General features: G+C 59.6%; 29 protein-coding genes. 15 read left to right on the top strand and 14 right to left on the bottom strand.

Annotated features, from left to right (window positions below; genetic code table 11):
- Positions 1-70 precede the first annotated feature (70 nt).
- The 3 genes from P2869_RS11815 to P2869_RS11805 form a co-directional block, all read right to left on the bottom strand.
- Positions 71-346: a hypothetical protein gene (locus P2869_RS11815; protein WP_277596596.1), complete on the bottom strand. Its 276-nt coding sequence runs from the start codon at positions 344-346 to the stop codon at positions 71-73.
- A 192-nt stretch (positions 347-538) separates the two neighbouring features.
- Positions 539-856, bottom strand: coding sequence for a hypothetical protein (locus P2869_RS11810; RefSeq protein WP_277596595.1), 318 nt, complete (start codon positions 854-856; stop codon positions 539-541).
- A gap of 136 nt (positions 857-992) precedes the next feature.
- Complete coding sequence (locus P2869_RS11805) at positions 993-1,550, bottom strand: GYF domain-containing protein (protein WP_277596594.1); 558 nt, start codon at positions 1,548-1,550, stop codon at positions 993-995.
- A gap of 256 nt (positions 1,551-1,806) precedes the next feature.
- On the opposite strand from P2869_RS11805, the gene P2869_RS11800 reads away from it, so the two are divergent.
- From P2869_RS11800 to P2869_RS11785, 4 genes are all read left to right on the top strand, one after another.
- Positions 1,807-2,148: a helix-turn-helix transcriptional regulator gene (locus tag P2869_RS11800; protein WP_277596593.1), complete on the top strand. Its 342-nt coding sequence runs from the start codon at positions 1,807-1,809 to the stop codon at positions 2,146-2,148.
- A gap of 86 nt (positions 2,149-2,234) precedes the next feature.
- A complete protein-coding gene (locus tag P2869_RS11795) occupies positions 2,235-2,522 on the top strand; it encodes a hypothetical protein (protein ID WP_277596592.1) in 288 nt (95 codons plus the stop codon).
- 117 nt (positions 2,523-2,639) lie between these two features.
- A complete protein-coding gene (locus P2869_RS11790) occupies positions 2,640-3,032 on the top strand; it encodes a DUF4304 domain-containing protein (RefSeq protein ID WP_277596591.1) in 393 nt (130 codons plus the stop codon).
- 644 nt (positions 3,033-3,676) lie between these two features.
- Entirely contained in the window at positions 3,677-4,042 is a 366-nt protein-coding gene (locus P2869_RS11785) for a hypothetical protein (RefSeq protein WP_277596590.1), read from the top strand.
- Between the two features lie 79 nt (positions 4,043-4,121).
- Here P2869_RS11785 and P2869_RS11780 read toward each other — a convergent pair whose 3' ends face one another.
- Positions 4,122-4,343, bottom strand: coding sequence for a hypothetical protein (locus tag P2869_RS11780; protein ID WP_277596589.1), 222 nt, complete (start codon positions 4,341-4,343; stop codon positions 4,122-4,124).
- Positions 4,344-4,429: 86 nt separating this feature from the next.
- On the opposite strand from P2869_RS11780, the gene P2869_RS11775 reads away from it, so the two are divergent.
- The 4 genes from P2869_RS11775 to P2869_RS11760 all read left to right on the top strand — a co-directional run bounded on the left by P2869_RS11775 (position 4,430) and on the right by P2869_RS11760 (position 7,749).
- Entirely contained in the window at positions 4,430-5,335 is a 906-nt protein-coding gene (locus P2869_RS11775; RefSeq protein WP_277596588.1) for a DUF72 domain-containing protein, read from the top strand.
- A gap of 131 nt (positions 5,336-5,466) precedes the next feature.
- Positions 5,467-6,573: a hypothetical protein gene (locus tag P2869_RS11770; protein ID WP_277596587.1), complete on the top strand. Its 1,107-nt coding sequence runs from the start codon at positions 5,467-5,469 to the stop codon at positions 6,571-6,573.
- A 7-nt stretch (positions 6,574-6,580) separates the two neighbouring features.
- Positions 6,581-7,003: a hypothetical protein gene (locus tag P2869_RS11765; protein WP_277596586.1), complete on the top strand. Its 423-nt coding sequence runs from the start codon at positions 6,581-6,583 to the stop codon at positions 7,001-7,003.
- Entirely contained in the window at positions 7,000-7,749 is a 750-nt protein-coding gene (locus P2869_RS11760; RefSeq protein ID WP_277596585.1) for a hypothetical protein, read from the top strand. The genes P2869_RS11765 and P2869_RS11760 overlap by 4 nt, the downstream gene beginning before the upstream one ends.
- Positions 7,750-8,286: 537 nt before the next feature.
- On the opposite strand, the gene P2869_RS11755 is transcribed toward P2869_RS11760, so the two are convergent.
- A protein-coding gene (locus tag P2869_RS11755) for an IS3 family transposase (RefSeq protein ID WP_277598124.1) occupies positions 8,287-9,485 on the bottom strand; the annotation gives its coding sequence in 2 pieces (ribosomal slippage) (positions 8,287-9,170 and positions 9,170-9,485; 1,200 coding nt in all).
- Between the two features lie 307 nt (positions 9,486-9,792).
- On the opposite strand from P2869_RS11755, the gene P2869_RS11750 reads away from it, so the two are divergent.
- A complete protein-coding gene (locus tag P2869_RS11750; protein ID WP_277596584.1) occupies positions 9,793-10,893 on the top strand; it encodes a DUF6236 family protein in 1,101 nt (366 codons plus the stop codon).
- A gap of 245 nt (positions 10,894-11,138) precedes the next feature.
- Here the strand turns inward: P2869_RS11750 and P2869_RS11745 are convergent, their stop codons facing one another.
- The 3 genes from P2869_RS11745 to P2869_RS11735 form a co-directional block, all read right to left on the bottom strand.
- Complete coding sequence (locus tag P2869_RS11745; protein ID WP_277596583.1) at positions 11,139-11,720, bottom strand: TetR/AcrR family transcriptional regulator; 582 nt, start codon at positions 11,718-11,720, stop codon at positions 11,139-11,141.
- A 27-nt stretch (positions 11,721-11,747) separates the two neighbouring features.
- Positions 11,748-12,239, bottom strand: a complete 492-nt coding sequence (locus tag P2869_RS11740) for a DUF302 domain-containing protein (RefSeq protein ID WP_277596582.1) — start codon at positions 12,237-12,239, stop codon at positions 11,748-11,750.
- A gap of 63 nt (positions 12,240-12,302) precedes the next feature.
- On the bottom strand, positions 12,303-13,769 hold the full coding sequence (locus P2869_RS11735; protein WP_277596581.1) for an amidase family protein: 1,467 nt from the start codon (positions 13,767-13,769) through the stop codon (positions 12,303-12,305).
- Between the two features lie 191 nt (positions 13,770-13,960).
- Here P2869_RS11735 and P2869_RS11730 point away from each other — a divergent pair, with 191 nt between their 5' ends.
- Positions 13,961-14,347 (top strand): hypothetical protein, encoded by a 387-nt coding sequence (locus P2869_RS11730; protein WP_277596580.1) that lies wholly within the window; start codon positions 13,961-13,963, stop codon positions 14,345-14,347.
- Complete coding sequence (locus P2869_RS11725; RefSeq protein ID WP_277596579.1) at positions 14,344-14,586, top strand: hypothetical protein; 243 nt, start codon at positions 14,344-14,346, stop codon at positions 14,584-14,586. The genes P2869_RS11730 and P2869_RS11725 overlap by 4 nt, the downstream gene beginning before the upstream one ends.
- Here P2869_RS11725 and P2869_RS11720 read toward each other — a convergent pair.
- From P2869_RS11720 to P2869_RS11710, 3 genes are all read right to left on the bottom strand, one after another.
- Complete coding sequence (locus P2869_RS11720) at positions 14,557-14,997, bottom strand: hypothetical protein (protein WP_277596578.1); 441 nt, start codon at positions 14,995-14,997, stop codon at positions 14,557-14,559. The genes P2869_RS11725 and P2869_RS11720 overlap by 30 nt on opposite strands.
- Before the next feature lie 182 nt (positions 14,998-15,179).
- The gene (locus P2869_RS11715) at positions 15,180-16,271 is read right to left on the bottom strand and encodes a helix-turn-helix transcriptional regulator (RefSeq protein ID WP_277596577.1); all 1,092 of its coding nucleotides are present in this window, start codon (positions 16,269-16,271) and stop codon (positions 15,180-15,182) included.
- Between the two features lie 85 nt (positions 16,272-16,356).
- Entirely contained in the window at positions 16,357-16,578 is a 222-nt protein-coding gene (locus P2869_RS11710) for a hypothetical protein (protein ID WP_277596576.1), read from the bottom strand.
- Positions 16,579-17,145: 567 nt separating this feature from the next.
- Here P2869_RS11710 and P2869_RS11705 point away from each other — a divergent pair.
- Positions 17,146-17,406: a hypothetical protein gene (locus P2869_RS11705; RefSeq protein ID WP_277596575.1), complete on the top strand. Its 261-nt coding sequence runs from the start codon at positions 17,146-17,148 to the stop codon at positions 17,404-17,406.
- A 9-nt stretch (positions 17,407-17,415) separates the two neighbouring features.
- Here P2869_RS11705 and P2869_RS11700 read toward each other — a convergent pair whose 3' ends face one another.
- From P2869_RS11700 to P2869_RS11690, 3 genes are all read right to left on the bottom strand, one after another.
- Positions 17,416-19,038: an IS66 family transposase gene (locus P2869_RS11700; protein WP_277596574.1), complete on the bottom strand. Its 1,623-nt coding sequence runs from the start codon at positions 19,036-19,038 to the stop codon at positions 17,416-17,418.
- A 99-nt stretch (positions 19,039-19,137) separates the two neighbouring features.
- Complete coding sequence (gene tnpB, locus P2869_RS11695) at positions 19,138-19,491, bottom strand: IS66 family insertion sequence element accessory protein TnpB (protein ID WP_055347105.1); 354 nt, start codon at positions 19,489-19,491, stop codon at positions 19,138-19,140.
- Entirely contained in the window at positions 19,491-19,955 is a 465-nt protein-coding gene (locus P2869_RS11690; RefSeq protein WP_277596573.1) for a transposase, read from the bottom strand. The genes tnpB and P2869_RS11690 overlap by 1 nt, the downstream gene beginning before the upstream one ends.
- A 636-nt stretch (positions 19,956-20,591) precedes the next feature.
- Here P2869_RS11690 and P2869_RS11685 point away from each other — a divergent pair.
- The 3 genes from P2869_RS11685 to P2869_RS11675 are packed head-to-tail and all read left to right on the top strand — an operon-like array spanning position 20,592 to position 23,955.
- The gene (locus P2869_RS11685; RefSeq protein ID WP_277596572.1) at positions 20,592-22,157 is read left to right on the top strand and encodes a recombinase family protein; all 1,566 of its coding nucleotides are present in this window, start codon (positions 20,592-20,594) and stop codon (positions 22,155-22,157) included.
- A complete protein-coding gene (locus P2869_RS11680) occupies positions 22,154-23,056 on the top strand; it encodes a ParB N-terminal domain-containing protein (protein ID WP_277596571.1) in 903 nt (300 codons plus the stop codon). Before P2869_RS11685 ends, P2869_RS11680 begins: the two co-directional genes overlap by 4 nt.
- The gene (locus P2869_RS11675; protein ID WP_277596570.1) at positions 23,053-23,955 is read left to right on the top strand and encodes a plasmid partitioning protein RepB C-terminal domain-containing protein; all 903 of its coding nucleotides are present in this window, start codon (positions 23,053-23,055) and stop codon (positions 23,953-23,955) included. The genes P2869_RS11680 and P2869_RS11675 overlap by 4 nt, the downstream gene beginning before the upstream one ends.
- The last annotated feature ends 197 nt before the right edge of the window (positions 23,956-24,152 follow it).

The following is a 24,152-nucleotide window of genomic DNA, read 5'->3' as shown; positions in this document are numbered from 1 at the left end:
CGACGATTCGTTGGGTCAGGTTCCTGTGCACATCGACATGCGCAGCGCTCACCGTGATGGCACTCAGACATCACGAAGAACCATGGGGTAGCCATGTTGCGAACAGCAGCGCGACGAGTACCACGCCCGCGACCAGGGCCGCCAGCCAGTACCAGCCCTTCCTCGACGCCGGAAAGTTCACGCCCTGGCCTGCAAATGCGATGACCAGCAGCAACACAATTGCAGCCGCGCCGGTCAGTCCTTTGACCACTAGCGCGGGTATTCCTGCGAGGCGCGCCCGGACGCTGCTGCTGCGCCACGGGCCAGCGATTGGGCGCTTGAACTCTGGTCGCCTGTCAAACAGCATGAGGAAGCGTGCCTCCGTTCATCCTGCCTTGAGCAAGATCTGCTTTGCGCCCCGTTGCGCAATGGTGTCGAGCAGGTGCATACCGACGTTCTGTGATCCCATTGTCCCGACTCCTTTCGCTGTTGTGCTGTGTCGGAATAACGGCAGCAGCTGTGCCCTGCCGTAAGGGGGCACTGGCCCGTGCATCGAGGTTCAGCGGAACGTGAATGTGAACGTCCCGTCGTCGGTCGTGATTGCGACTTTCGACACGTCGTCGCACGACGAGAGGATGTCCACCGTGTCGCTCTGCGTCTTCGGAATGGTTCGGGGGAAGCGTTCGAGCATGTTGAGTTCGCAATCGCCGCCGTTGACCTCAACGCCGATGACGGTAACGTCCTGATTCACAGCGGTGAGGCGCAGGCGGGGGATGTTGGGAAAGGCCGGGTTGTGGGTCAGCGTCACTTTCAGGTGGCTGTCCGAGCAGCCAGCAAGCGCAGCGGTTGCGCACAGCAGGGCGATGAGCAGTTTCATGAGGGTTCTGTGTTGAGCTGGGGAGGCGTTGGAACAGGCCCGAAGGTGCGTGCGGCCTGCGGAAGAAAGATGCCGGCCAGCGGTCGCCGGCCGGCCAGGTCCGGGCAGGGCAACGGCGACGGCGACGGCGCGCCGCTTATGCGGCGGCCAGCAGCGTGATAGCGAAGAGCCCCATCCACGTCCAGAAGTACGAGGGCGTCTGGCCGAGTGCCTTTGCGCGCTGCCACAGGTAGGCCGGCACGATGAAGACCAGCCTGCCGAAGCGCGACGTGTCGACGCCCGCGCGTTTGAGACGCCGCTCGTCGAGCACGCTGAGGCCGATGTTGAGCAGGACCGTCACCCAGCAGTACTGCCCCGTCTTCACGGCGATCTGGCCGGCGAGGCCCGCGAGGTCGTCGTCCGGTGCGAGCGCCCCGCCGATCATCGCTTCGAGCATCAACCCGATGAGCGGCGCGAAGGCGAGCAGCCACACGACCACGTTACTGATACGTGCGGCGGGCAGCGCGGGCGGCACGGACGACGTGTCGAGATGCGCGGCGAGTTCGGTGTCGCGCAGCGCGTGCCAGGCGGTGAGTCCGGGTTTCCAGACCAGGGTGTCAGCGGACAGGGCGCGCTGCCGGATGAGGTTCTGTATTTCTGCGTCCGGCACCGGACCGATACGGCTGCCGTCCTTTTCGTAATGCCATGTGTTCATGGATGGATGTCCTTTGCAGGGGAGTGAAAGAAACCGGCAGGGGAAGCCGCCGGCAGAAAGCGGTACGCCTGGAGGCGTACGGAGAGCGGAATGGGTAATGCATGACGTTGTCGTGTTAACTCGACAGATGACGGTACGGCAGAATCCGCCCTGCCGGCCACAGGCACGAGAGTGGCGAGCGGGGAAAACCGGTTGACGATTATATACGACGATAATTGTTGAATTTACAGCGTCGTGATTCAGTCGACAGACGGGCATGCTGCACGCCATGACTACCCGACGCTCTACCTCTTCCGTTTCCCGGGCGGTTCCGCTCGCCACCGCGCTTGGCCGGCGGATCAAGGAATGCCGTCATGCGGCAGAGAAATCGCAGGAGACGCTGGCCTTCGAGGCGCACGTCGACCGCACCTACATTTCGTCGATTGAGCGCGGCATCGCAAACCCGTCTGTGGAGACGCTGGCAAACATCTGCCATTCGCTCGGCGTGACGCTCTCGGAACTGTTCGCGCCGCTGGACGGCGTGTCGCTCGCGCCGACCGGGGAGCGGCGCAAGAATGCGGCGACACCACCAGAGATCAAGCGCAGCCGGTTGCGGTGAAGAGGCAGATAGAATGGGGCGGCCGCGCGTCCGTGAACCAGAACGAACGCAGGGCAGTGACAGTGACACAGGCGAGGAGAGGGCCGATGGCAGATGGGTTGATAGCGCTCGACGTCGCATGGAGGCACGACTTCGACGCGGAGCCAGTCCGTCTGGTGTCTGTGCTCGATCGGGATCGCTATGAGATTCGCAAAATTGAATTCTTTCGCGACGGGCGAATTGGATTTGCAGACAAAACGAAATCGGCATTCGGGACACAACCCGGATTGCTGCCGGTGCCTACCTTGGCTGAGGTAAACGCAGACCCGGAGTTCGAAGCACGGGAAATTACTATGAAAGCATTCGAAGCGCTGTGGTCTAGTCGTGTGCCGTGACTGATCATCCCGGCTGAGCTCGGCGGCGGCCGTTCGACATCATCGCCCGAATCGCTAACAATCAAGGTTTCGAAAACAGGCGGTAACCTGGCGGCCTCATTTTGACTGGACATGCCGATGAACCGTGACGAGATGGACCGCGCGTTAAAGGCGCGCTTTGTTCCCGCGCTTCGCCAGCTAGGGTTCAAAGGTTCCTTGCCCCATTTTCGGCGGCAACGGGATGATCGAGTCGATCTGTTGACAGTGCAGTTCGATCGCCACGGCGGAGGGTTCGTTGTCGAGCTATCTCAATGCGGCGCGGAGGGCATCACAACCCACTGGGGAAAATTCATTTCGGCGAGCACCGTTACGGCGCACGATCTACACCCAAGTCAGCGCCATAGGCTCGGCTCGCCTGGGCCGAATATTGACCACTGGTTTAGATTCGACGACGGCACCCAGCCAATGGCGGTCGCAGACTTGCTATGCGCTCACATCGATGAAGCTGAGCGTTGGTGGGCTAGCCGCTAATAACCTAGCCTTCGCGGCGGCCAGGACTCTTCGGCCGCCTGCTGTCGGGTATCGGGCGGCGATCTTGGTCACAATCGGCCGTTCGACATCGACGCGCGAATCGTCGACAATTTGGCTCGTCACCTTTCCTGGTATCTGTCCGGCCATCCCTGTTGAGGGAGGAACAACCCTTGAGGAGTCTTCTGTGGCATGCGCTCGATGCGAGGACCTTTGCGTTCGGTATGCAGTCAGGTATCCTCGCGAGCTACGCAGAGCGATACAGATCGCAGCGGAGAACATCGCGGATAACACGCTCGCGGAAGTGATTCCCGACAGCCCTTGGGTCTCCGTCTCGTTTGACAAACTCGCGGCGGGTGCCGCGTGGGACGACTACGTCGAGTACCACTTTCGCTGCCTGCATTGCAATGAAGCTTTCTGCTTGCGTGCGGAAACGTATCACGGTGGCGGTGGGTACTGGGAACCGGAAGACCCGGCATCGATACGCGGCAATATCACCAACTAGCCGCGAACGGCCAGAATTGGAATTAGACACTCGGCGGGAATCCCCGAATCGTAAAAAATCTGGCGATGGACCATGAGACGAGTTTAAATTCGAATCGCGGCTAAATCGTGTCTCCACACACCACCCCATCAGCCGAAAAAGGATGAACTGGACGCCTCTACCTCAAGGCAAGAGCAATGCGCCAACGTGGCTCAAGACGAGCCTTACCTTGCTCTATCGCTTCCTTTGTGGACTTTTGGCACTAGGGGCGCTTGTGCCCATTGCGGCGCATGTATTTGACTTCCCGATCCAGTTTAATGCGATTCGGATGGTTTCTCTCTTTCTTCTTGCTGCCGGCTTGCTCTCGATAACGGACGCATGTCGCACCTGGCTCTTGCGCCTACCTGTCGCGACCCGATTTTCCCCACCGGTGCAATACAGCTACCCCGGATGGCGCAGCATTCTCCAATCTCAGTTCGTTGGCGGATGTTTCCTGTTTATGTCCGGTGCGCTATTGTTCCTGCTTTGAGTCGCAAAAGTCGACGAGTCTAATGGCCGCTTTGTCGCAGGCTCGTTGTCGGGGAGGCCCAGTAGTAGCACTCGCCACCTCACTTCTCCCACATTCTGCTCGCGCCCGTGCACGTAGCGGCATAGTCGATTCCGAGTTCGTTGCGGTCGCGGCGGGTCTCATCTAGGCGTCGGGTGCCGTCCCGACCGTATGCCCACCATCGCTCTGCCTCTCCGTCCGTCATCCAGAAATTCGTTTCTTTGACGCCGCCCCAATAGCCGTCCTCGACGAATTGCCAACGATATTCCCACATCGCTTCCACGGTGTTCCCCTCCCCAAATAACTGTATGGATATACAGTATCGTGCATGGCAGAATGGCGGCTCCCAGGACTTCTCCGGAGACTGGCATGTCGATTCTCGTGGGGACCGCGTCGTGGACCGACAAGACGCTGATCGAGTCGGGCGCCTTCTATCCTCCGGGATGCAACAGGGCCGAGGCGCGCCTGCGGTACTACTCGAGCGTATTTCCGCTCGTTGAGGTCGATTCCTCCTACTACGCGATGCCGAGTGCCGCCAACAGCGCGCTGTGGGCCGAGCGCACGCCGGCCGGCTTCGTTTTCGACGTGAAGGCGTTCCGGCTGTTCACCGGCCATCAGACGGAGCCGAAGTTCTTTCCGAAGGATCTCCAGCCGGAGTTGCCGGACACGGGCAAGAAGAATCTCTACTACAAGGACGTGCCGGCGCCGATCATCGACGAGATGTGGGCGCGGTTCTTTGCCGCTCTCCAGCCGCTCCGGGCGGCCGGCAAGCTCGGGTCGGTGCTGTTCCAGTTCCCGCGCTGGGTGACTGCGGCCCCGAAAGCACTCGCGCACGTCGAGCACTGCGCCGAGCGGATGCATCCATTTCTCACGGCCTTCGAATTTCGGCACGAGAGCTGGTTCAACGAGGAGCACCGCGAATCCACTCTGGCGATGGAGCGTGAGCGGGGCATCGTCCATGTGATCGTCGACGCGCCTGAGGGCGTGACGGGGCGTGCGCATACGGTGTGGGAGGTTACGTCTCCAGAGCTTGCGATAGTGCGCTTGCATGGGCGCAACGTGGAGACTTGGAGCGGCGCTGAGTCGGCCGCGGAGCGATTCAACTACGAGTACAGTGACGACGAATTGCGAGAACTCGTACCGCCCATTGAGGCGATCGGGAAGAGAGCGCGGCGCACGCATGTTATTTTTAATAACTGCTGGCGCGACGTGGCTCAGCGAAACGCGGTGACGTTTATGTCCTTCACTAAATTTGCGGGCCGTTCTCCAAACTGACGGCTGTTCTATGCTATTCGCATAATGTTGCGAAAACAGGCAAATGTTTCCCATAAACACTAGGAGGCGCTTGTCTAATGCGGTAAGTTTGTCGCCTTACTGACTCAATGTGGCGTCGGCCACCACAGGAAATGAACGTACGAGACGAGCAAGCGACTGAAGCTCAACTGAAGCGCGAAATTCTTCAAATCCTTGACGCTTTGCGTGAGCGCCAAGTCTGCTACTCGTTTCGGCTCGTGGGAGCGCGGTTGAAAGCAGCCAAGATGCCTACCGCGCAAGGTTGGACCCCGCTGATAGAAAAATTTAAGGATATGGCGGTCTCCGGCAAGCGGTTAATCGAATGTCGTGACGAACTCATGGCCATTTATCTTGATTCGCTCAAAGTTGGAACCCGCGCGGTGTCTGTGTTCAAGGTGTCGAAGGCAGAGGCCAAACGTGCGGCGGACGAGATTGGTAAGCTCGTCGACAGCCAATCGGAGTTCGCGCAACGATTCCCGTTTCCGCTTTCCAAGTCGAAATTGGCCCGGGCTCCCTTCAATGGGGTCTTTTGTAACGCCAAGAAGGATGGAGACGGCTCTGTTCGTTTGTTCGCCTGTTGTAAACGTGCTTTTCGAACTCGAGAATATATTGATCTTGAGTTGTTGGACTCGCAGGCTCGTTCCGCCCTGGAAGGCTACGATGAGATATTCGGTGTACGTAGCGGATACGTTCAGGGGTTTGATTCGATTGTCGTGCGCCCGGACGCCGAAACGGTCGAAGTGCAGCTGGATATAGCTTGTCGCCTGACGAGAGAGGATTTTGCCAAAGCAAGAAATTTCTATACAGAGCGCGTGAATAGCTATTTCGGTGAAAAATTCAAGAAAGACGCGTGGCTACTTTTGCCTGAAAATTTTTACCCGTTTATCCAGAAACTTTATGCAAGCACAGATGGAATAGTTAACAGCTTGGGCCATGCGACCACAACTAATTCAATAAAGGAAGAGCGCATGCGAGGACGCAAGTCCGATCTTCGTAAGGAGCGCTTTCACGAAGAAGGGATGCAGGCTATCAAAGGCTCGACGGACGAATACTCGATCCGCAAAGGGTGGTTTTCTGCAGACGGTAATCGCGTTCCGTCTGTAATGATTTCGGGAAATTTTGCGATTGCGGGAGGGAAGGACGCGAGGGTAAGCTACGCGATCATCGAGGGTTGTGCCGACGAGGACGACTTCGCAATGGTGATGAGCAAACTTAAATGAGCGACGTGTGGACAAGACATTCGTGATTGACAGGATCGAACGTGACCTCGGGCCTTTACCCGCGGTCCGGGAAGCCTGTCTTGCGATTGTCGAGTTCTTGTCCAGCAGTTGGGATCCTGGTTTACAGCGAGTCACGTTCGGGCAATTGACGAAAGCGGCGGGGCTCTCCGAGGTGGACGAGGTCCTTCCGGCCGTACAGTATTTGTCCGGTGGGCGACTCCACCTCCTGGAACCGAAGTTCGAATTTATCGATCTGGACACAGACACGATAGAAGAGGTGTCGTCCGAACGCGTTCGCAGACTTCGAAACGGCGAGGAGCCGTTCTACCACCCTGATACCGGCGAGAAGGTCGAGAATATTGAGCGGTCGCTATATATGTTCTTTGTGCCGAGCGCCGAAGCGCGCCAGTTGGGTCGCTCGCCGAGATGATTGACGGTTCCCTTTCATTACACGATATGAAACGACTGGCCATGATCCGGCCAGAATGGGGACTTCTTGCAGATCGAATGCTGGTTGCCAGCTATGCCGAGTTCGTTACCGTTCTCTACCGTGACATTGACCAGTGTGTGGCCAAAATCGAGGAGGATCCGCATATACGGTCGAAAGACGGCGAAGATCGATTGACTGCAGAGCTGATTGCAATGTTGTGCTCTCGGATGTACGACGCTTCGCATGATGAGAAGGTTGGAGGGCATTCAGACATCGTGATTCGCCATCCCGCGGGATACCTATGGGTAGGGGAAGCGAAGATCCATAAAGACTATGCGTACCTTGAGAAAGGCTTCAATCAACTCACCACGCGGTACTTGCCCGGAACGCCCCACGCGGACGAAGGGGCGTTGATCGTCTACGTACGAGTTGCGGATTGCGCCGGTGTAGTGTCGGAGTGGCGCGAAAGACTTAGCGCGCTGGTGCTGCCAGAATATTCCGACGCGGATTGTGAGCGGCGAAAGGAGTTGGGCTTCTTTTCTGAGCACAAGCACGAAGGGTCCGGACGGAAAATCCGCATACGGCATATTGCAGTAAAGCAGCACCACGATCCGAAGGATAAGAGGCCTGCGAAGAAGCCTCTGGTGAGGTCCGCACCGAAAGCAAAGCCTGCAGCGAAAACGAAGGCGGCAGCTGCCAGCGCTTTGCCAAAGCGAGCAGCGGTTCGCCGAAAGTCGCCTGTGTGACTGCATCGCCTGGGACCTGCGTTCAGTTCCCAAGCGACATCCCGCCGAAGGCGCATCAACATCCTCATCTCTTCAGCCTCTAAAGCTCTCTTGGCCGTTGCCCATATTCAGCTATAGGGGCTTCCCTGACTTTGCCCTTTTGGACGTTGCAGGCGTGTTCATAACGCGCCCGTAAGTACTTGATTCCATTGGCCGCGAGACGCCACATTTGGCCGCGGTTTTCGACGAGCAAATCGCGCCTAAACATCTGATCTTTAAGGGAAAGTGCCCAAAATTTGCGACATTTGTATCTGAATTGTCGACAATCGACACAAGGGTCTACGGTACGCATGACTTGGAGGAGCGCAAAATCGACACATGACGACGGACCGCACAAAAATTCGGCTAGCTAGCGAGCTCAGTCGCTTCGTGCACCAGTACGCCCGCAAGGCTCAAGCCTCAGCGCCCAACGACCGTCAATACGATCGCAAGCTCGAAAAGATAATGAAGCGCCTCTCCCCTGGAGTTGCCCCTGTAGCTCAGGACACGCGGACACCGTTAGGTTGATGACACCGCATTACGCCTGAACTCGCGAGGCGAGCGGTATTTCAGGGCTTTGTGCGGGTGGCGCTCATTGTAGTGTTCGAACGCGATAGCCAGACGCGAGAGCGCCGTTGGTGCGTCAGGCTTGTCCATATAGGCGACGTAATTGTGCTTCATGGTCTTCACGAACGATTCCGCCATGCCATTGCTCTGCGGCGAACGGACCGGTGTGGTCAGCGGCTCAAGACCCAGTTCGCGAGCAAAGCTGCGCGTGCGGTGGTCGATGTAGGCCGAGCCGTTGTCCGTCAGCCATTCGATGGACTGCGCGGCCTGCGTGGTGCCGAAGCGCTGTTCGACGGCGGCCAGCATCACGTCGCGCACCACATCACCGCTATGCCCGCCGGTCGTCGCTGCCCAGCTAATCGCCTCGCGGTCGCAGCAGTCCAACGCAAACGTCACGCGCAGCGGCGTACCATCGTCGCACCGGAACTCGAAGCCATCGGAGCACCAGCGGGTGTTGCTGCGGTCCACGGCAACGCGACCGTCATGCCGCCGCTTGTCTTGCCGCACGCCGGGGCGGCGCAGCAGCAACTGATGCTCCCGCATGACCCGATACACGCGCTTGACGTTGATGCACGGCGCACCGCTCTGCTCCCGACTGCGGCGCAGCAGCGCCCAGACACGCCGGTAGCCGTAGGTGGGAAGGTGCGCCACATGGGCCTGAATCTCCTCGACCAGCCCGGCATCGTTGGTCACGCGGGCACGGCGACCATCGCGCCAGTCGGACGAGCGAGCTCGCTTCACCGCCACGGCAGAGCGCGCCACGCCGAGAACTTCGCAGACCGTCTTCATCGGTCGTCCCCCGGCAGCAAGGGCGAGCGCGCAATCAGGTTTTTTGAACGACCCCATTCCACGGCTTCTTTCAGGATTTCGACCTCCAGCGTCTTCTTCCCGAGTAGCCGTTGCAGCTCCTTGATTTCCTTGATGGCGGCGGCCAGCTCAGATGCCGGCACAACGGTTTCACCTGCCTTCACCGCCGCCAGACTGCCTTCCTGGTATTGCTTGCGCCAGCCGAACACCTGGTTGGCGTTGACGCCGTGCCGACGTGCAACGGCCGACACCGACGCTCCCGGCTCCAATGTTTCCTGCACGATGGCGATTTTTTCTTGCGCCGTGCGCCGACGACGACGCTCCGGCTCGGTCAGAATTTCGATGCTTTCCACGTAATGACTAGGCTTACTGATAGGCACAAGACTATTCCTTATTTTAAGAGAGTCCTTGTGTCCTCAGATACGTGGGGCCGCTCCATCCCCATTGGAACTATCCGACCTTCTTTCCCGGGACGATCAAGAGGCAGACGAGCCGGGGCGCGAGAACGGGTGAGAGCGGCCAACAGAAAACGCTTGTGTTGCTTCTGAGAAGCGGGCAGGCATACCCATCTCTTGATGTACACGGGTTAGGTCGGCGCATATAGAATCTGTCGTCGATAGTCAATCGCAAAATTTCAATCAAGGGGGTCCAGTGCCGGCAGCATTTTCCTCAGCGCTCTACTATCCGTACATCGACATTAAAGATGAACGGTGGCTACGAAGTGCTGCGTTGTTCTGGGACACGATCCGAACGATAGTTCCAATCTCACATCGCGATCCCTACTCGAATGATTTTGCTCGCGCGCTCTGTGATGAGGGAGTGCTCGAACCTGTTCGCGTTTCGTCGGACATGGACGAGGTAGAGGAACTTACCGACAAAGTTTTGGACTTTCTCACAGACCCCTCCGCCGCAGGTGTCATGTACGACACTGACAAACATCCAACTCGCCGAATTCATCCGGAAAAGATGTCATATGACGTGCGCGCGCTTGCCCATATACATCCAGAAAAGCTTCCATATATGATTCGCTCGGAACTTGAGCGAGGGCTAAATGATGATGGCTGGTTTCATGTGGCGCCTGGTTTCGCTAACTTTTACATGACGTTGCTCGCTTCTCAGTTAGCCCAGCGGTTAGGTTTGGGTCTAGTGACTGAGTCGTCTGCAGCAGACCAGTTGGCAATTGCTGTGCGAAAAGGAAAGCCGCTCGGCACATCTGGTAACGGACGAATTGGTCGTCACTTCGACGCATATGGACCAAGGCGCAACTTGCCAACGGATGTTGCACCTAGTTTGCTCATCGATCTCATGATGCAAGGGGTCTCTTTGCCCGATGATCTTTCAGTAAAAGAAATACTCAAGTTCAAGAAGGCTCATAAGGAAGAGTTGGCTGTGTTCCGCAGAGAAGTTGCACGTCTTACGACGGACTTGCCGAAAGAAGTCCCGATCGAAGCGCTGCGACAAGCAGTCTCAGATCAGTACCAAGCCAGCGTACTGCCTGCAATGCGTAGCCTCCGGGAGTCCCTAAAGGCCCAAAGCTGGGACTCCGGACTCAATGGGCTGCTAAAGGTGTCTTTCTTCTCAGCTGCCCCGACTTCGGCGGCAATCCTTGCCGGCATACCTAGTTCTGTAGCCTTGCTTGCTGGCGCAGGAATTTCGCTTACGGCGTCAGCTGTGTTGTTAGCGAACCAACGACGGCGGGTGAGAATTGACAGTCCATATTCCTATTTGCTTTCGATGGAGCGTCAGTGGTGAGTCGTCCGCTGACCAAGGCGTAGGACGACCGCTTCTGGCGAGCGCGATGGTCTCTTGTGGGTCGGCTACCGCTGACCGCATCAGGCAGCGGTCGGTCAGTTTCTGCCGTTCAATGGAGTCACAGGGCGGATGCTCGAACGGCTGCTTCACGCCGGTGGCAGTCGGCGGTCCATCCGCAGGTCACCTTGGATCTCGGCACTGAGCTGGCTCAGCCTGAGGAGGCTGGGGTGCGCGCCACGGAATCTTCAGACGGGCGACGCTCGGGCAAGGAGGAGCGCCGCCTCGACGCCGCCTTCCAGAATTTGCTCCGCGCGTGCCACGTCTGGCACGGCGCGCGCGAATTGAAGAGTTCCCACCATGAGAGCGAAGATGGCTGTCGCCCGACGACCGGCTGCAGCGGAATCGGCATCTGGGAGCAATGCGGCTAACGTCGAAACGAAGCTTTGCAGCCCATCCTCATAGGTTTGCCGTGTTGGCACAGACTGCCGAGCGATTTCCGGAAGCAAGGCCGCTGATGGACATCCGCATGCTGGGTCTTCGCGATGCGCCTGATTGAGATAGCTTCGAATTACTCCCTCGAGGTCAACACCTGCCTGAACTTTCTCTTCGAGGTTCTGTTGCCGCTCCGCTAGCGCGCTCCCAACCGCCTCTCGGACAAGCGCCTCCTTGGACTCAAAGTGGAGATAAAACGCGCCGTTGGTTAGGCCGGCCTCTCCCATGATCCCACTGATGCCCGCTGCCGAGACCCCTTCCCGACGGAAGCATTTCGAGGCGACCTCAAGGATATGCTGCCGAGTCACAGCTTTGTGACCTTTTTCGAAACGCATTTTCTCTCCACTAGTGTCCCGCAGCTGTCAGTTTGCAGCCGCCTCCAACAAGGTTTGGAGGTCGCGATCAAGCTGCTGAGCCACGGGATTGACCTCGTCGCTGCCGAACTGGCCGAAAACGGAGGCTGGTCGATCATATTCAAACCCGACACCACCATCGCCATCCTCGCGCAGCAGCACACGGATGGGTGCATAGAGTCCCGCCGACAGTTGATGGCGGGTCATCTTCGATGCGGTGAGCGGATTGCCGATATCGTACTGGATGGATCGGCGCGTCAGCCCAGCAATAGCCAGCAGCGCCCCGTGGTCACGCTGGCCGAAAATGGTGAGTGCCGGACATGCCTCCAACTCTCGAAGCGCGCGCGTGCTTTCGCCGTATCGCAGAAGCGTGAAGATCCCGTCATCGATGCGAGGCGCCAAGGCCACGAGCTTGGCTCGAACTTCCTCGAATGGCTTTATCGATTTGATTGTGACGTGCTCAATCGAAATGGTGCGCGCGGAGTACAGTGCATTGGCCATCTGTTGATCCTCGTTTCAGTTGCTGTTCGCGTTGGCCCGTTTCCCACGGAAAGGGCTAGAACGTCAGAGCGTCGGCGGTTGGGTGCCTAAGACTGCCTCGATCCGGCGGGCAAGCTTCAGAAGCGCCCGGTCGCTCGCCAGCGGGGCGTCCAGCTCAAGACCGATCGGAAGGCCCGCGCGAGACATGCCCGCAGGGAGGCTGATGCCCGGCAGCCCCACGCTGCTCGCTGACAAAGTGTGGTTCGCCAAAGCGAGATTGCTGACTTCCTGGCCCGCGATGTGGAACTCTCCCTGCTCCTCGATCGAAGGCGCCGTGCAGGGCGTCGTCGGCTGCAGAATGGCAAGCGCCCCTCGCGTGACGAACGCCCGGTTCAGGCGGCGCTGGATTTCCGGACGGCCTACGTTGAGCGCAGTCTGATAGGCCTCCACTGAGGTAGCACCTGCACCGCCCGGCAGTACGATGTGCTCCCACGCTTGGCGAAGCTGGGGCTTGAGGCCTTCGTAAATCGCCTCGAATGTGGTCGGAATATTGTATAGACGGAGGAATTCCGAGATCGCGCCCTGGGTCTCATGGGCGAAAATGCCCCACGTAGTTGTCTGGATGAGTGCATTGAAATCTTCCCCGAGGTCGATCTCAAAGACCTCGGCGCCGGCGTCCTGCAACCGCCGAACTACCTCGCGAAAACGATTCTCGACTTCCGAGTCCACCAAACCCAGAAACTGCCGCGGCGCGAAGGCCAGTCGGGCTCCCTTGAGGTTGAAATCCCACTCGACGGGCTCCGCAGCCTGCTCCCTGGTGATGACCTGGTCCAGCAGTATGCAATCCTCAACACTACGCGCGAATACACCCGTCGTGTCGAGAGTGTGGGAGATCGGTGCGACGCCGTTACGCGGCCAGCGTCCTGTGGTCGGCTTGAACCCGACGACACCACAGAGCGACGCGGGCACACGGATCGATCCGACTGTATCGCCACCCAAGGAGGCGGGCACTATCCCGGCGGCCACAGATGCGGCAGAACCGCTTGAGGACCCGCCCGTGACGCGATTGTGGGCGCGCGGGTTCTTCACCTGGCCATAGCGTTCGTTGTGCCCGGTCAGCCCATAGGACATCTCCACCAGATTGTTCTTGCCGAAGACGAGGGCGCCTGCCTCCTTGATCGCCCGGACCGCATCGGCGTCTTGCGTCGGAATGAAGTGCGCCAGACGATCGAGGCCGATGCTCGTGGGCAGCCCCGTCGTCAGGTAGCTGTCCTTCACCCCGATCGGCACACCCAGTAGGGGGGTCTCCGCCCCCGCCGACCGCGCCTTGTCTGCGTTCTTCGCAGCCTCAAGCACGGCGTCTCCGTCGATGGTGATGAAAGCGTTAAGGTCAGCGTGCGACCGAGCCTGCCGCAGCAAAGCCGTGGCGTACGCCTCTGATGTCATCTCACCGCCGCGGATCGCGTCGGCGGCCGCGGCGAGCCCGAGTGAAGCGAACCTCTGCACTTCCGGCGCAGACGTTTGGCCAGAGCTGGCGATTGTGTCGTTCATAAATTCCTCACAAGAATGGTGTGTGACCCGGCATTTCACGACCTCGAAGAGGGTCGCAGCCATCGCATTACGATCATAATATAGAATTACGATCGTAATGCAAGAGGGTTCGCAGCGCATACGACTTCGTTGCGAAGCGCGGGAGGATCTGGACTGTGCTGGGGTCCCACTCGCTGCGAGGGAACTGTGCAGTGCTCGATGGCTACTATTTGGTCTTACCCGCGGTTGAACGAGAGATGCTGAGATCCGTGGGACTCGAACGGGTAAGAAATTGGGACTGCTCGCGAGCCGATCCGAACGATGACAGTGGGTTGCCGTCCCATTGTCGCGGTTTGTTCTGGGGCAGCGCGACGGAGCGTGGCTGGACCGAAGGCACCCTCGCCTTCACCTGCGAACTTGGACCCAGACCGTACGCGATCATTGACCGCGCCGGCAACGACACGACCGACCGCTGGGCCGAATCGCTGCTGTTGCAGGGCATGATCCGCAAGGTTTGGGAAGACGTTCAACGCGACGTTCGACCAACGGACCACGCATATCACGAACAACAAGCGCTTCAGCAGAGAAGTGCAGTATGAAGACACAGGCATCCATCGCATGGAAAGCCGGCGCGCCGTTGACCATCGAAGAGGTCGATCTGGAAGGACCGCGTGCAGGTGAAATGCTGATCGAAGTGAAGCCCAGCGTCCGCGGTTTTCGGCCGACTCCTGGAATACATGTATCAGAGGTCACGGCTGAGCAGAGTGGCGCGGTTCAGTTTGAAGATGTTAACGATTCGTGGGTTATATTAATTGATGGCGAAATTTCCTTCGATTGATCCATTTTTGAACGTACCGCCCCACGAGTAAGATCCGGCCATTCCGTTGCCGCGACGGCACCCCACGCTTGTTGATCCATCTTTAAGGAATGTCTGTGAAAAAGTGCCGTGTTCTGAGTCGCAGCAGGCTTTCGCGGCTCCAATGGATTGGCCCTTTCTCTGACACATGTCGCCGGAAGACGATGTTGCATAGCTCTCCGTCGTGGCCACATACGGATCGCGTATTGCGCCACTGCCGCCTTGGTTGGTAACTGTCCGGATGGTCTTCGTACCCTCCTCAGGAGAGGCAGTACCGCCGAGCGTGAACACATCGACTATCGCGCCCATCGCCACGCCCATCGTGCTATCCCAAAGGCCTGCGGCGATATGCCCTTGCTGAAACTCGTCGCTGGCGGTATCGACGGCCTTCATCGTGGTGCAACCAGACACTGAGGCAATGGCTAGCACTATCGACAGTATTTTTTGACGACATTTCATTCATTGGCCCCCGGATTGTGTATTGATGAATACAGGAAGCCATTGTCTCTACGATGAGCGTTGCGTTTCATCCCCTAAATTGGGTATATAAAGCGGCATCAGCCGAGCGCCTCGCCTCAGGTGGCGAGCACAAGCCGGACGAGATCGGCGACACGCGACACGCCCATCTTCGAATGAATCGATTTGAGCTGGCTGCGCACCGTTCCTGCGGAGACACAGCGCGCTTCGGCGCACTCTGTAGGCGAAAGACCGTCGCAACTGACGGCTATTGCCACCTGTGCCTCGCTCGCGGTCAAGCCGTAGAACAGCTGTAGGCGTGTCTGTCGTGCGCCGGACGTACTCAGATGTATGGACGTCATCAGCGTGACGTTTCGATTTTGCTGCAGCGCGAGCGTTGCGTGCGCGGGGACGGGCATCAGTGCGAGAATCAGCTTCGTACCATCGACGCGGCGCAGCTGAATGCCGCCGCGATTCAATGCTTCGCGCCACTGAGCATCGTCCGAACAAACTTCGGGAACAAAACGGCCCCGCACAAAGCGCAGTACGGCTTCGCTTGCCATTAACTTCGCTGCGGCGAGATTGGCAAATATCAGGGTCCGGCGCTCGTCGAGCAGAAAAACCGGCGTTGGCAAACCTTCGAGCGTTGACTCCGCCAGTGCAGCACGCGCTTCGCCTTGACCAAGCCGCGCCTGGATCCGCAGTGCGTGGCTGAAATGCGCACCGAGCGCGGTGCAGGTGCGTTGTTGTGCCGGGGCGAGTCCTTGGGAGCCGGGGCCGCCGAGCAGGCTCAAAAATGCGCTATCACCCTGATGGCGATGAACGAAAATCCCCGAAATGCTGCCGAGCTGATTTGGTCGCATAAACTCCTGATAGAAGACGCTGCGTGCACGCTGTTGTCGCGTCACGAACGCGTGGTCCTCGAACCAGCGGCCAGGAGCCCAACTGCCGATGACTGGTGCGCCGGGGTCGTACAGATAAAATTCGGCGCTGTAGTCGTGATGGCAGCTTGCCATCCATGCGTCGTCATCACCGACGGCGCGATCGATCGAAGCGAGTTGCGACGTGTCGTCGTAGGAGAGCAGCGTCGCCATGCGCGCGCCGGTCAATCGCCTCAGCCCATGCAGCGCGTCTTCCCAGCCGGTGTCGCCGAGCGCGGCCGCATAGATGTCTTCGATGAGCGCGTCGAGGCGCGAATCGTCCCTTGGCACCTTGGTCTCCCTCCGAATGAGTGGTGCGCTACCGCTGTTTTGGGACGAATATTACCTTAGGGGGCTCCGTCGGTGGAACGTTAACTCATCTCCCTGCTGGCACGTTGTCCTTTGGCTGAATCGCGACCTTGATGCCGCGTATGACGCGCGCTAGGGCTTCGCCTGCGAACGATATGAAGAAGCCGATGATGTACCCGCTATAGCTGCAGACAAGCAGCGTAATGGTCGGTCGTCTGAGCGGAATGCCGAGGTTGTCGTCAATTACCCATATATCGACCAACGTGTGGTCCGTTTCCAGACGCTCCATCGGGCGGCCTGCATACTCTGCGGCTTTGGAATACCACCATTTTCCTCGAGCCTGCGTGACACCAAGGCGGATGCGGTCACGATCGAACGGGCTGACTTCACAGGCAATGCTCGCCGTGTATGTCCTGGGTCATCCATAATCAGGTACGTACGAGAGGAAGATCGCTGAGTCGATGTGAAAACGGGCGCGCTTGCTTGGTGGACAATAGGCGTTCCATCGTAAGCTCTGAGGCGTATAGAACGCGTTTTAAGGTCGAATTTGGCGCTGAAAAGCCGACACGCGGTCCTTTCGTCAAGGAGGTGTCGGTCACGCGCGTCGCTACACGTCAAAATGCGACGTTCAGCGAAGAGCTGGCCGGCGTGCGCTGAACGTGTGTCGACAATGTGCCGGCCTGGAGCCCTGCCATGAGACCGGCCCGCACCTGCGCCGCCTGCGGCGCGCTCTTCACCCCGCTCGCACACGTCCCGAATCAACGTAAGCGCTAAATCCGCCACACGTCGTTAGGTGACGTGTTACCGGGTAACATATTTCAGATCGATAGTTACCGGGTAACGAAGGAGATGCGAGATGACGCAAACGACGGCGCAGCGGCAAGCGGCTTATCGGGCAAGGCGCGAGACGGCAGGCAAGGACGGCAACGGTGATCGGCGTCTGGATATGTGGGTGAGCACGGAAGCGAATCTTGCTCTGACGCGGTTAGCTCGCCGTTACTCGGTAACGAAGCGCCAGATGCTGGAGCGGTTGATCGCACGGGCCGACGACGCGATCGTGCGCCGACTCGATCCCGATTCGGAACAGTGGGACCAATACTTCGGCCCGGCGCGATAGGGACCGGAGTTACCCGGTAACGGCTTGCTGTCGAGCGAAGTTGAACGGTAGCAGGTCGCTAATATCGGCGTCCGGCGCACGCTGCGGCAATTGCGTCAGCACGTGCAGCAGATAGGCGTGAGGATCGACGCCGCAGGCTCGACACGTGAGCATCAGGCTATAGACCATCGCGCTCGCTTTTGCGCCGTCGACCGTATCGCTGAAGAGCCACGACTTTCGTCCGGTCACAAAGGGCCTGATGTCGCGCTCGATGACGTTGTTATCGATTGGGGACCGGCCGTCCTCGACATAACGGCTCAGATACCGCCATTGCCTGAGACAGTAGCCGATCGCCTCGCCCAGCAGGCTCTTTGGCAGAACCTTCGGCGCGAGCTCGTCGAGCCAGGTCTTAAAGGCATTGAGCAACGGCACGCTGTGCTGCTGGCGCAGGCGGTACCGGTAATCGGCCAGCGTCTCGCCTTCGGGCAACGTCTGCTTGGCGAGCGTCTCGACTTGATACAGCGCCTGGAAGAATTCGAGCGCCTTCGTGATGCGCGGGCTCGGTTTGTTCTTCTGTCCTTTGAGCGCGTCCGTGAACATCCGGCGTCCATGCGCAAGGCATCCGAGGTGCGTGGCCGATTTAACCGTTCGCCACGCAGGCCAGCCGTCCGTCATCAGCGTGCCCGCGTAGTCTCCGAGGAATTCCTTCGGGTACTGCTGGCCACGCCCCGGCTGGTACTCGAACAGCACCACCGGCTGCTCGCTATCCTCGGCGCTTCGGTAGACCCACATATACGAGGTGGACTGCGCGTTTCGGCCGCTTTCCTTCAGGACCTGGACGGTGGTCTCGTCGCCGTGAATCAGCCACTGGCTTAGCAGAATCTTCTTGAGCGCCTCGAACAGGCGCGTGTAGTGAAGCTCGGCGGGGCGGATGATCCAGTTCGCCAGCGTGCCGCGGCCGACCGCGATGTTCGAGCGCGCGAGCACGTCTTCCATCCGGTACAGCGGTGTGCCGTCGACATACTTGCCGGCCGTGACGGCGGCGATCATCGAGGCACTGGCGTGACTGCCCGGCAAAGGCTGCGCCGGCATCGGCGCGACCACGATCGGCGTGTGCGTGCCATGACGCTCGCAGTGCCGACACGCGTACTTGAAACGCGCGTGCTGCAGCACAGAGACCTTGACCTCCATGTGCAACTGTTCGCTGATTTCCTCGCCCATCCGATGCATGGCCTTGCTGCAGCACGGACAGATCTTCTGCTCCTCGGGCAGGTCGTACTCGATTCGCTCGCGCGGCAGATCCGCGGGCAGCGGCTTGCGGCCACGCTTGCGCGGTTCCGGCTGACCGGGTTCCGGCAACCCGGTATCGGGCAGCGCCGACACATCGCCGTCGTCCTCGTCGGCCGGCTCGGCTTGGGCTGCTTCCTCGGCCTCGTTGAACACGCGGTCGCGGCGCTTCTCGCTCTTGGGCGCGTACTGTCGGGCCAACGCGAGACGATATTGCTCTTCGAGCGCATCCAGGCGCCGGGTCAATTCGTCGATCCTGGCGTCACGCTCGGCAATGACCTGCGCATCGGCCGCCACCCGTTCCTCCAGCTTGTGGATATAGGCCTTGGCGGTGCGCGGAAGTCGGGGGAGATCGGGAGGAGACATGCGCTCAACGATAGCGGATCGCCGAGCCAAATAGGTTTACGCGAATTTGTAACAGCTAAAGCCGCCGTTGTTTACCGGCAACGGCGGCGATACCCTGCTTCAGCTCGCGTGGCAGTACTGCCGCGCTGGGTGGCGGCGCACGGCGTCGATATCGACGCCGTCGAGCAGCAGGTGAAGCTGCTCGGCCGTCAGTTCGATCACGGCTTGCTGACGGCGGGGCCAAACGAAACGGTCGGCCTCGAGGCGTTTCAATAGGAGCCAGAATCCGGCCCGGTCATACAGCAGAAGTTTCACGCGATCGCGTTTGCGGTTGTGGAACGCGAAGACGGCTCGCGCAAGCGGATCGAGCTGCATCGACTGCTCGACCAGCGTGACGAGGCTGTTGATGCCGGCACGGAAGTCGATGGGCTCGCGGTGCAGGTAGATCTGCAGGTCCGCGTCGAAGCGGAACATCAGCGCGTCCCCAACGCTTCGATCATCGCCTTCACGAGCGCGCCATCGTGTGCGGCGCATTCGAGCTGCAGCGTCACGCCGTTGGGCAACTGCGCTGATAGTCGCGCCGGCGTCATTGCCTTCGCCGAGTCGTACCTGTGAGACGTTCGCCGTACGTTCGCCGGCTCGGGGTTCGTGCGCATCGGCGCCACTTCGTCGACCGTGACGACCGGCACGAATGCGGACGGCAACGGCTCGACGCTCGCCGTCGCAGCAGCGGCATTCGTGCGTTCGCGCAATTGAATCCACTTATGCAGCTGGTTCGCGTTCACCCCAGCCTTCAACGCCAGTCCGGCAATTGACGCGCCCGGTTGCCGGCAGGCGTCAATCAGCTTGCGCTTACCCTCGGCGTCAAACTTGCGCTTGCCCGTCGCCGTCACGCCCGTCACCCGCAGCGGAAGGAAATCAACTTCGTTCTGTGTCATCGGTTGCGTCCGCAAGTTGTAGTTGCGGACGCAAGCCTGCGCTCGTTCAGCTTTCGATTCTAGGTGGGGTTAAATTCGCGCTTACGAATCAACGGTACTGCTCATCGGCGGCCTGTCAGGCCGCCCGTCGGCGCGCCTGGCAGCATGAGCGCCTTCGAACGGATCCTGACTATCGAGAGAACCAGGCAAAGGCCCAAGCCACCTGGAGTGCCCGGCATCCGGAGTACTGGCGACGCTATCGCGAAACGCATCCAGCGTCGCGCGAGCGCAACCGCGCAATGCAGCGAGAACGCAATGCCCTGCGACATGCCGAGCCCGTTGCAAAGATGGATGTGTCAGCGGCCTTCCGCCCGCTGACGTCGGGCTTCTATCTTCTGTGCGATGTAGTCGGGGCAAGCGTTGCAAAGATGAACGCGTGGATGGTTCACATCACCGTCCTTTCCGCTCCCGGCTCTCCTCCCGTGTGATTGCAAAGAGATGACGTGATTGATCCCGGCTGTACACCTGCTACGTTTGTCTTGTGTTGCTCGCATCAGCCGCGCTCAACCTGTTGGATCGGCTGACGTCGACAGGAATCCGGTTGGCCGGTGGACCTGGAGCGGCGAGGCGAGGAGTCGTTGCCGGTTGGAGCGAATCGTGAACCTCGAATGCACAGGCGAACCAGTCGTCACGCAGGCTTCAGCGGTGCGTGCGGCCGAGTATGTCCGGATGTCAACGGAACACCAGCAGTACTCGACCGAAAATCAGCGGGACCGGATACGGGACTACGCAGCGGGCCGCGGACTCGAGATCGTGCGTACCTATGCCGATGAAGGCAAGAGCGGCCTGAGCATTGGCGGGCGCCAGGCGCTCCAGGCCTTGATCCGGGACGTCGAAAGCGGCGCCGCGGATTTTCAGGTGATTCTCGTCTATGACGTGAGTCGTTGGGGCCGGTTCCAGGATGCAGACGAAAGTGCCTACTATGAGTACGTCTGCCGGCGGGCCGGCATCCAGGTAGCGTACTGCGCCGAGCAGTTCGAAAACGATGGCTCTCCGGTCTCAACGATCGTCAAGGGTGTCAAGCGCGCAATGGCTGGAGAATACAGTCGGGAGCTCTCGGCGAAGGTGTTCGCCGGACAATGCCGGCTGATCGAACTGGGTTTCAGGCAAGGCGGTCCCGCAGGCTATGGGCTCCGCCGCATTCTCGTGGACCAGGCTGGCCTGATGAAGGGCGAACTGGTGCGCGGCGAGCACAAATGCCTGCAGACCGACCGCGTCATCCTCATGCCAGGCCCTGAGAACGAGGTCCGGACAGTAAACCTGATCTACAGCTGGTTTATCGACGAGTCACTGAACGAATATGAGATCGCCAGCCGGTTGAACGGCATGCATATCCAGACCGATCTTGGGCGCTACTGGACCCGGGCAACCGTACGGGAGGTCCTGACCAACGAGAAATACATCGGCAACAACGTCTACAACCGTGTCTCGTTCAAGCTCAAGAAGGCCCGCGTTGTGAATCCACCTGATATGTGGATCCGCAAGGAAAGGGCGTTCGAACCGGTTGTCCCCAGTGAAACCTTCTACACAGCCCAGGGCATCATGCGCGCGCGAGCCCGGCGCTACTCAAGCGAGGATCTCATCGAGCGCCTGCGCAAGCTGTATCACAGTCGGGGATTCCTTTCCGGCGTAGTGATCGACGAAACGGAGGGTATGCCATCCTCGTCGGTCTATGCCTATCACTTTGGCAGCCTGATCCGCGCATACCAGACGGTCGGATTCACGCCGGGTCGCGACTACCGGTACATCGAGACCAACCGGTTCCTGCGACAACTGCATCCGGGCATTGTTGCCGAGACCGAGAACCGGATCGCGGCATTGGGTGGCATGGTCGTTCGCGACTCTGCAACAGACATGCTGACCGTGAACAGCGAATTTACGGCATGCATTGTCCTGTCGCGCTGCCAGACACACGACTCCGGTCGTAACCACTGGAAGGTCCGGTTCGACACCAGTCTGCTGCCCGACATCACGGTAGCTGTCCGGCTGGACCGCAACAACCAGTCCACGCTTGACTACTACCTCCTCCCGCGGCTCGACTTCGGCCAGCCGCGTATCCAGCTCGCGGACTGGAATCCCATTGAGTTCGAAAGCTATCGCTTCGACACACTCGATTTCCTGTACGGCATGGCGCAGCGCGCCCGCCTGAGGAGAGCAGCATGATGCGACATGGGCAGCCAGCCGAGGTAAGGATGGTCCCGATCGACCAGATCGACGTGATCAATCCAAGAGAGCGGAACAGCCGCGTTTTCGAGGAGATCGTCAGCAACATCAAGGCGATCGGCCTGAAGAAGCCAATTGTCGTAACCCCGCGCGCGACGGCGGACGGGGGTGAGCGCTACCTGCTGGTCTGTGGCGAGGGCCGCCTGAAAGCATTTCGCGCCCTTGGCGAGACCACCATTCCGGCTCTTGTGGACATCGTGAGCGACGAAGACGCATTCATCATGAGCCTGACGGAGAATATTGCACGTCGGCTGTGCCGTCCGCTTGAGTTGCTCGCCGGAATCCGGGACCTGCAGGAACGGGGCTATGCGCCGAGAGCCATCGCCGAGAAGACTGGTCTCACGATGCATTACGTCCAGGGCATCCTGACGCTGCTTCGGCAGGGCGAGGAACGCCTTGTCGTTGCAGTGGAAACGGGGCAGGTTCCACTGAGGACGGCTCTGTCGATCGTTGGCGCCGGCGACAGCGATGAAGCCATTCAGGCGGCCCTGCAGGAGGCGTACGAATCCGGGAAGTTGCGCGGCCGGCAGTTGATGGACGCCCGAAGGATCGTCGAGCGTCGCAAGGCGCTTGGGCGTGGCGCCGGCCGGAACATGCCGCGCAAGGTCGCTGAAGTAACGACGTCGAGTCTCGTCCGGACATACCAGCGCGAGGTGGCGCGGCAAAAGGCGATGGTAAAGAAAGCTGAGTTCACGCAGCAGCGCTTACTGTTCGTGGTCGGCGCACTTCGGCAACTGTTTTCGGACGAGAATTTTGTGAACCTGCTGCGCGCGGAAGGACTGGCCACGCTGCCGAAGTATCTGGCAGAACGTGTGTGGTCCAGTGGGAGCCTGGCATGAGCAGCGTTGCACTAGGCTTCATTCCCGAACCGCTGACGGTTCCGGTCGGGAACATCCTGCCCTCCAAGCGGTTGTCGGCCGGAGTGCCGATATCACGCAAGTTCAGGCAGATCAAAAGTTCGATCGAAGAGGTCGGGATGATCGAACCACTGTCGGTTACGGCCGCCGACATCACGTCGGGTCAGCACGTCCTGCTCGATGGCCATCTCCGGCTCGCTGCGCTGCTGGATCTGCAGTTCGAAACCGCTACCTGTCTCGTCGCAACCGACGATGAGAGCTACACCTTCAACAACAGGGTGAACCGGCTATCCACCATCCAGGAGCATCACATGATCCGGCGGGCGGTTGAACGGGGGGTCTCGCCGGAACGGCTGGCGAAGGCGCTGGCGGTGGACGTATCACAGATCCTCAAGCGGATGGCGTTGCTCGACGGCATCTGTGCGGAGGCGGCCGAACTGCTAAAGGACCGGCAGTTTTCGCCCGAGCTGGTTCGTGCCCTGCGCAAGATGAAAACGACGCGACAGGTCGAGTGCGTCGAATTGATGACTGCGGCGAATAGCCTGACCGTCGCGTACGCTGAAGCACTGCTCGTCGCGACGCCTGCATCCCAGCTGATCGACGGAAAGAAGCCCAAAAAGCTGACGGGCGTGGGTCCGGAGCAGATGGCAAAAATGGAACGGGAGATGAGCAACCTGCAGGGGCAATACAAGCTGGTGGAACAGACCTATGGGCAGGACGTGTTGAACCTTGTGCTCGCAAAGGGATATCTGGCGAGGCTGCTGGACAACGCATCGGTACAACAGTATCTGCGATCTCAATATTCCGACCTGTTCGTGGAAATCCAGACCATTGTCGACACAATTGCTCTCGATCAGCCCGCGTTCGAGGGGGCGGCATAAGGGGCGCTCCACGCTCGGAAGCGCATACAGCCGACCACCTTCGCCGGCTGCTTCGACTCGATATGCCATTCGCATGAGGCGCAAATCGGCCAAACGCGGACATTGGCGGCGGTAGCGGGACCGGCCGCACCCCGACCAGAACCAGTCGCTCAGCCTCTGCACCCGATTCGAGCTGGGAGGTGTTCGATGTCAGGTTG

The organism is Paraburkholderia sp. SUR17 (genome assembly GCF_029536165.1).
Taxonomy (GTDB): domain Bacteria; phylum Pseudomonadota; class Gammaproteobacteria; order Burkholderiales; family Burkholderiaceae; genus Paraburkholderia; species Paraburkholderia kururiensis.
This window is presented reverse-complemented; position numbering and strand designations above follow the sequence as displayed.

Coding starts and splice junctions, on each gene's coding strand:
- P2869_RS11680 (WP_277596571.1), top strand. CDS start 22,154: ATGATGCGACATGGGCAGCCAGCCGAGGTAAGGATGGTCCCGATCGAC.
- P2869_RS11675 (WP_277596570.1), top strand. CDS start 23,053: ATGAGCAGCGTTGCACTAGGCTTCATTCCCGAACCGCTGACGGTTCCG.
- P2869_RS11710 (WP_277596576.1), bottom strand. CDS start 16,578: ATGGAGCGTCTGGAAACGGACCACACGTTGGTCGATATATGGGTAATT.
- P2869_RS11705 (WP_277596575.1), top strand. CDS start 17,146: ATGACGCAAACGACGGCGCAGCGGCAAGCGGCTTATCGGGCAAGGCGC.
- P2869_RS11690 (WP_277596573.1), bottom strand. CDS start 19,955: ATGACACAGAACGAAGTTGATTTCCTTCCGCTGCGGGTGACGGGCGTG.
- P2869_RS11790 (WP_277596591.1), top strand. CDS start 2,640: ATGAACCGTGACGAGATGGACCGCGCGTTAAAGGCGCGCTTTGTTCCC.
- P2869_RS11795 (WP_277596592.1), top strand. CDS start 2,235: ATGGCAGATGGGTTGATAGCGCTCGACGTCGCATGGAGGCACGACTTC.
- P2869_RS11720 (WP_277596578.1), bottom strand. CDS start 14,997: ATGAAGGCCGTCGATACCGCCAGCGACGAGTTTCAGCAAGGGCATATC.
- P2869_RS11735 (WP_277596581.1), bottom strand. CDS start 13,769: ATGAACGACACAATCGCCAGCTCTGGCCAAACGTCTGCGCCGGAAGTG.
- tnpB (WP_055347105.1), bottom strand. CDS start 19,491: ATGTTCCGCTTCGACGCGGACCTGCAGATCTACCTGCACCGCGAGCCC.
- P2869_RS11770 (WP_277596587.1), top strand. CDS start 5,467: ATGAACGTACGAGACGAGCAAGCGACTGAAGCTCAACTGAAGCGCGAA.
- P2869_RS11740 (WP_277596582.1), bottom strand. CDS start 12,239: ATGGCCAATGCACTGTACTCCGCGCGCACCATTTCGATTGAGCACGTC.
- P2869_RS11725 (WP_277596579.1), top strand. CDS start 14,344: ATGAAGACACAGGCATCCATCGCATGGAAAGCCGGCGCGCCGTTGACC.
- P2869_RS11775 (WP_277596588.1), top strand. CDS start 4,430: ATGTCGATTCTCGTGGGGACCGCGTCGTGGACCGACAAGACGCTGATC.
- P2869_RS11800 (WP_277596593.1), top strand. CDS start 1,807: ATGCTGCACGCCATGACTACCCGACGCTCTACCTCTTCCGTTTCCCGG.
- P2869_RS11815 (WP_277596596.1), bottom strand. CDS start 346: ATGCTGTTTGACAGGCGACCAGAGTTCAAGCGCCCAATCGCTGGCCCG.
- P2869_RS11785 (WP_277596590.1), top strand. CDS start 3,677: ATGAACTGGACGCCTCTACCTCAAGGCAAGAGCAATGCGCCAACGTGG.
- P2869_RS11700 (WP_277596574.1), bottom strand. CDS start 19,038: ATGTCTCCTCCCGATCTCCCCCGACTTCCGCGCACCGCCAAGGCCTAT.
- P2869_RS11745 (WP_277596583.1), bottom strand. CDS start 11,720: ATGCGTTTCGAAAAAGGTCACAAAGCTGTGACTCGGCAGCATATCCTT.
- P2869_RS11805 (WP_277596594.1), bottom strand. CDS start 1,550: ATGAACACATGGCATTACGAAAAGGACGGCAGCCGTATCGGTCCGGTG.
- P2869_RS11760 (WP_277596585.1), top strand. CDS start 7,000: ATGATTGACGGTTCCCTTTCATTACACGATATGAAACGACTGGCCATG.
- P2869_RS11810 (WP_277596595.1), bottom strand. CDS start 856: ATGAAACTGCTCATCGCCCTGCTGTGCGCAACCGCTGCGCTTGCTGGC.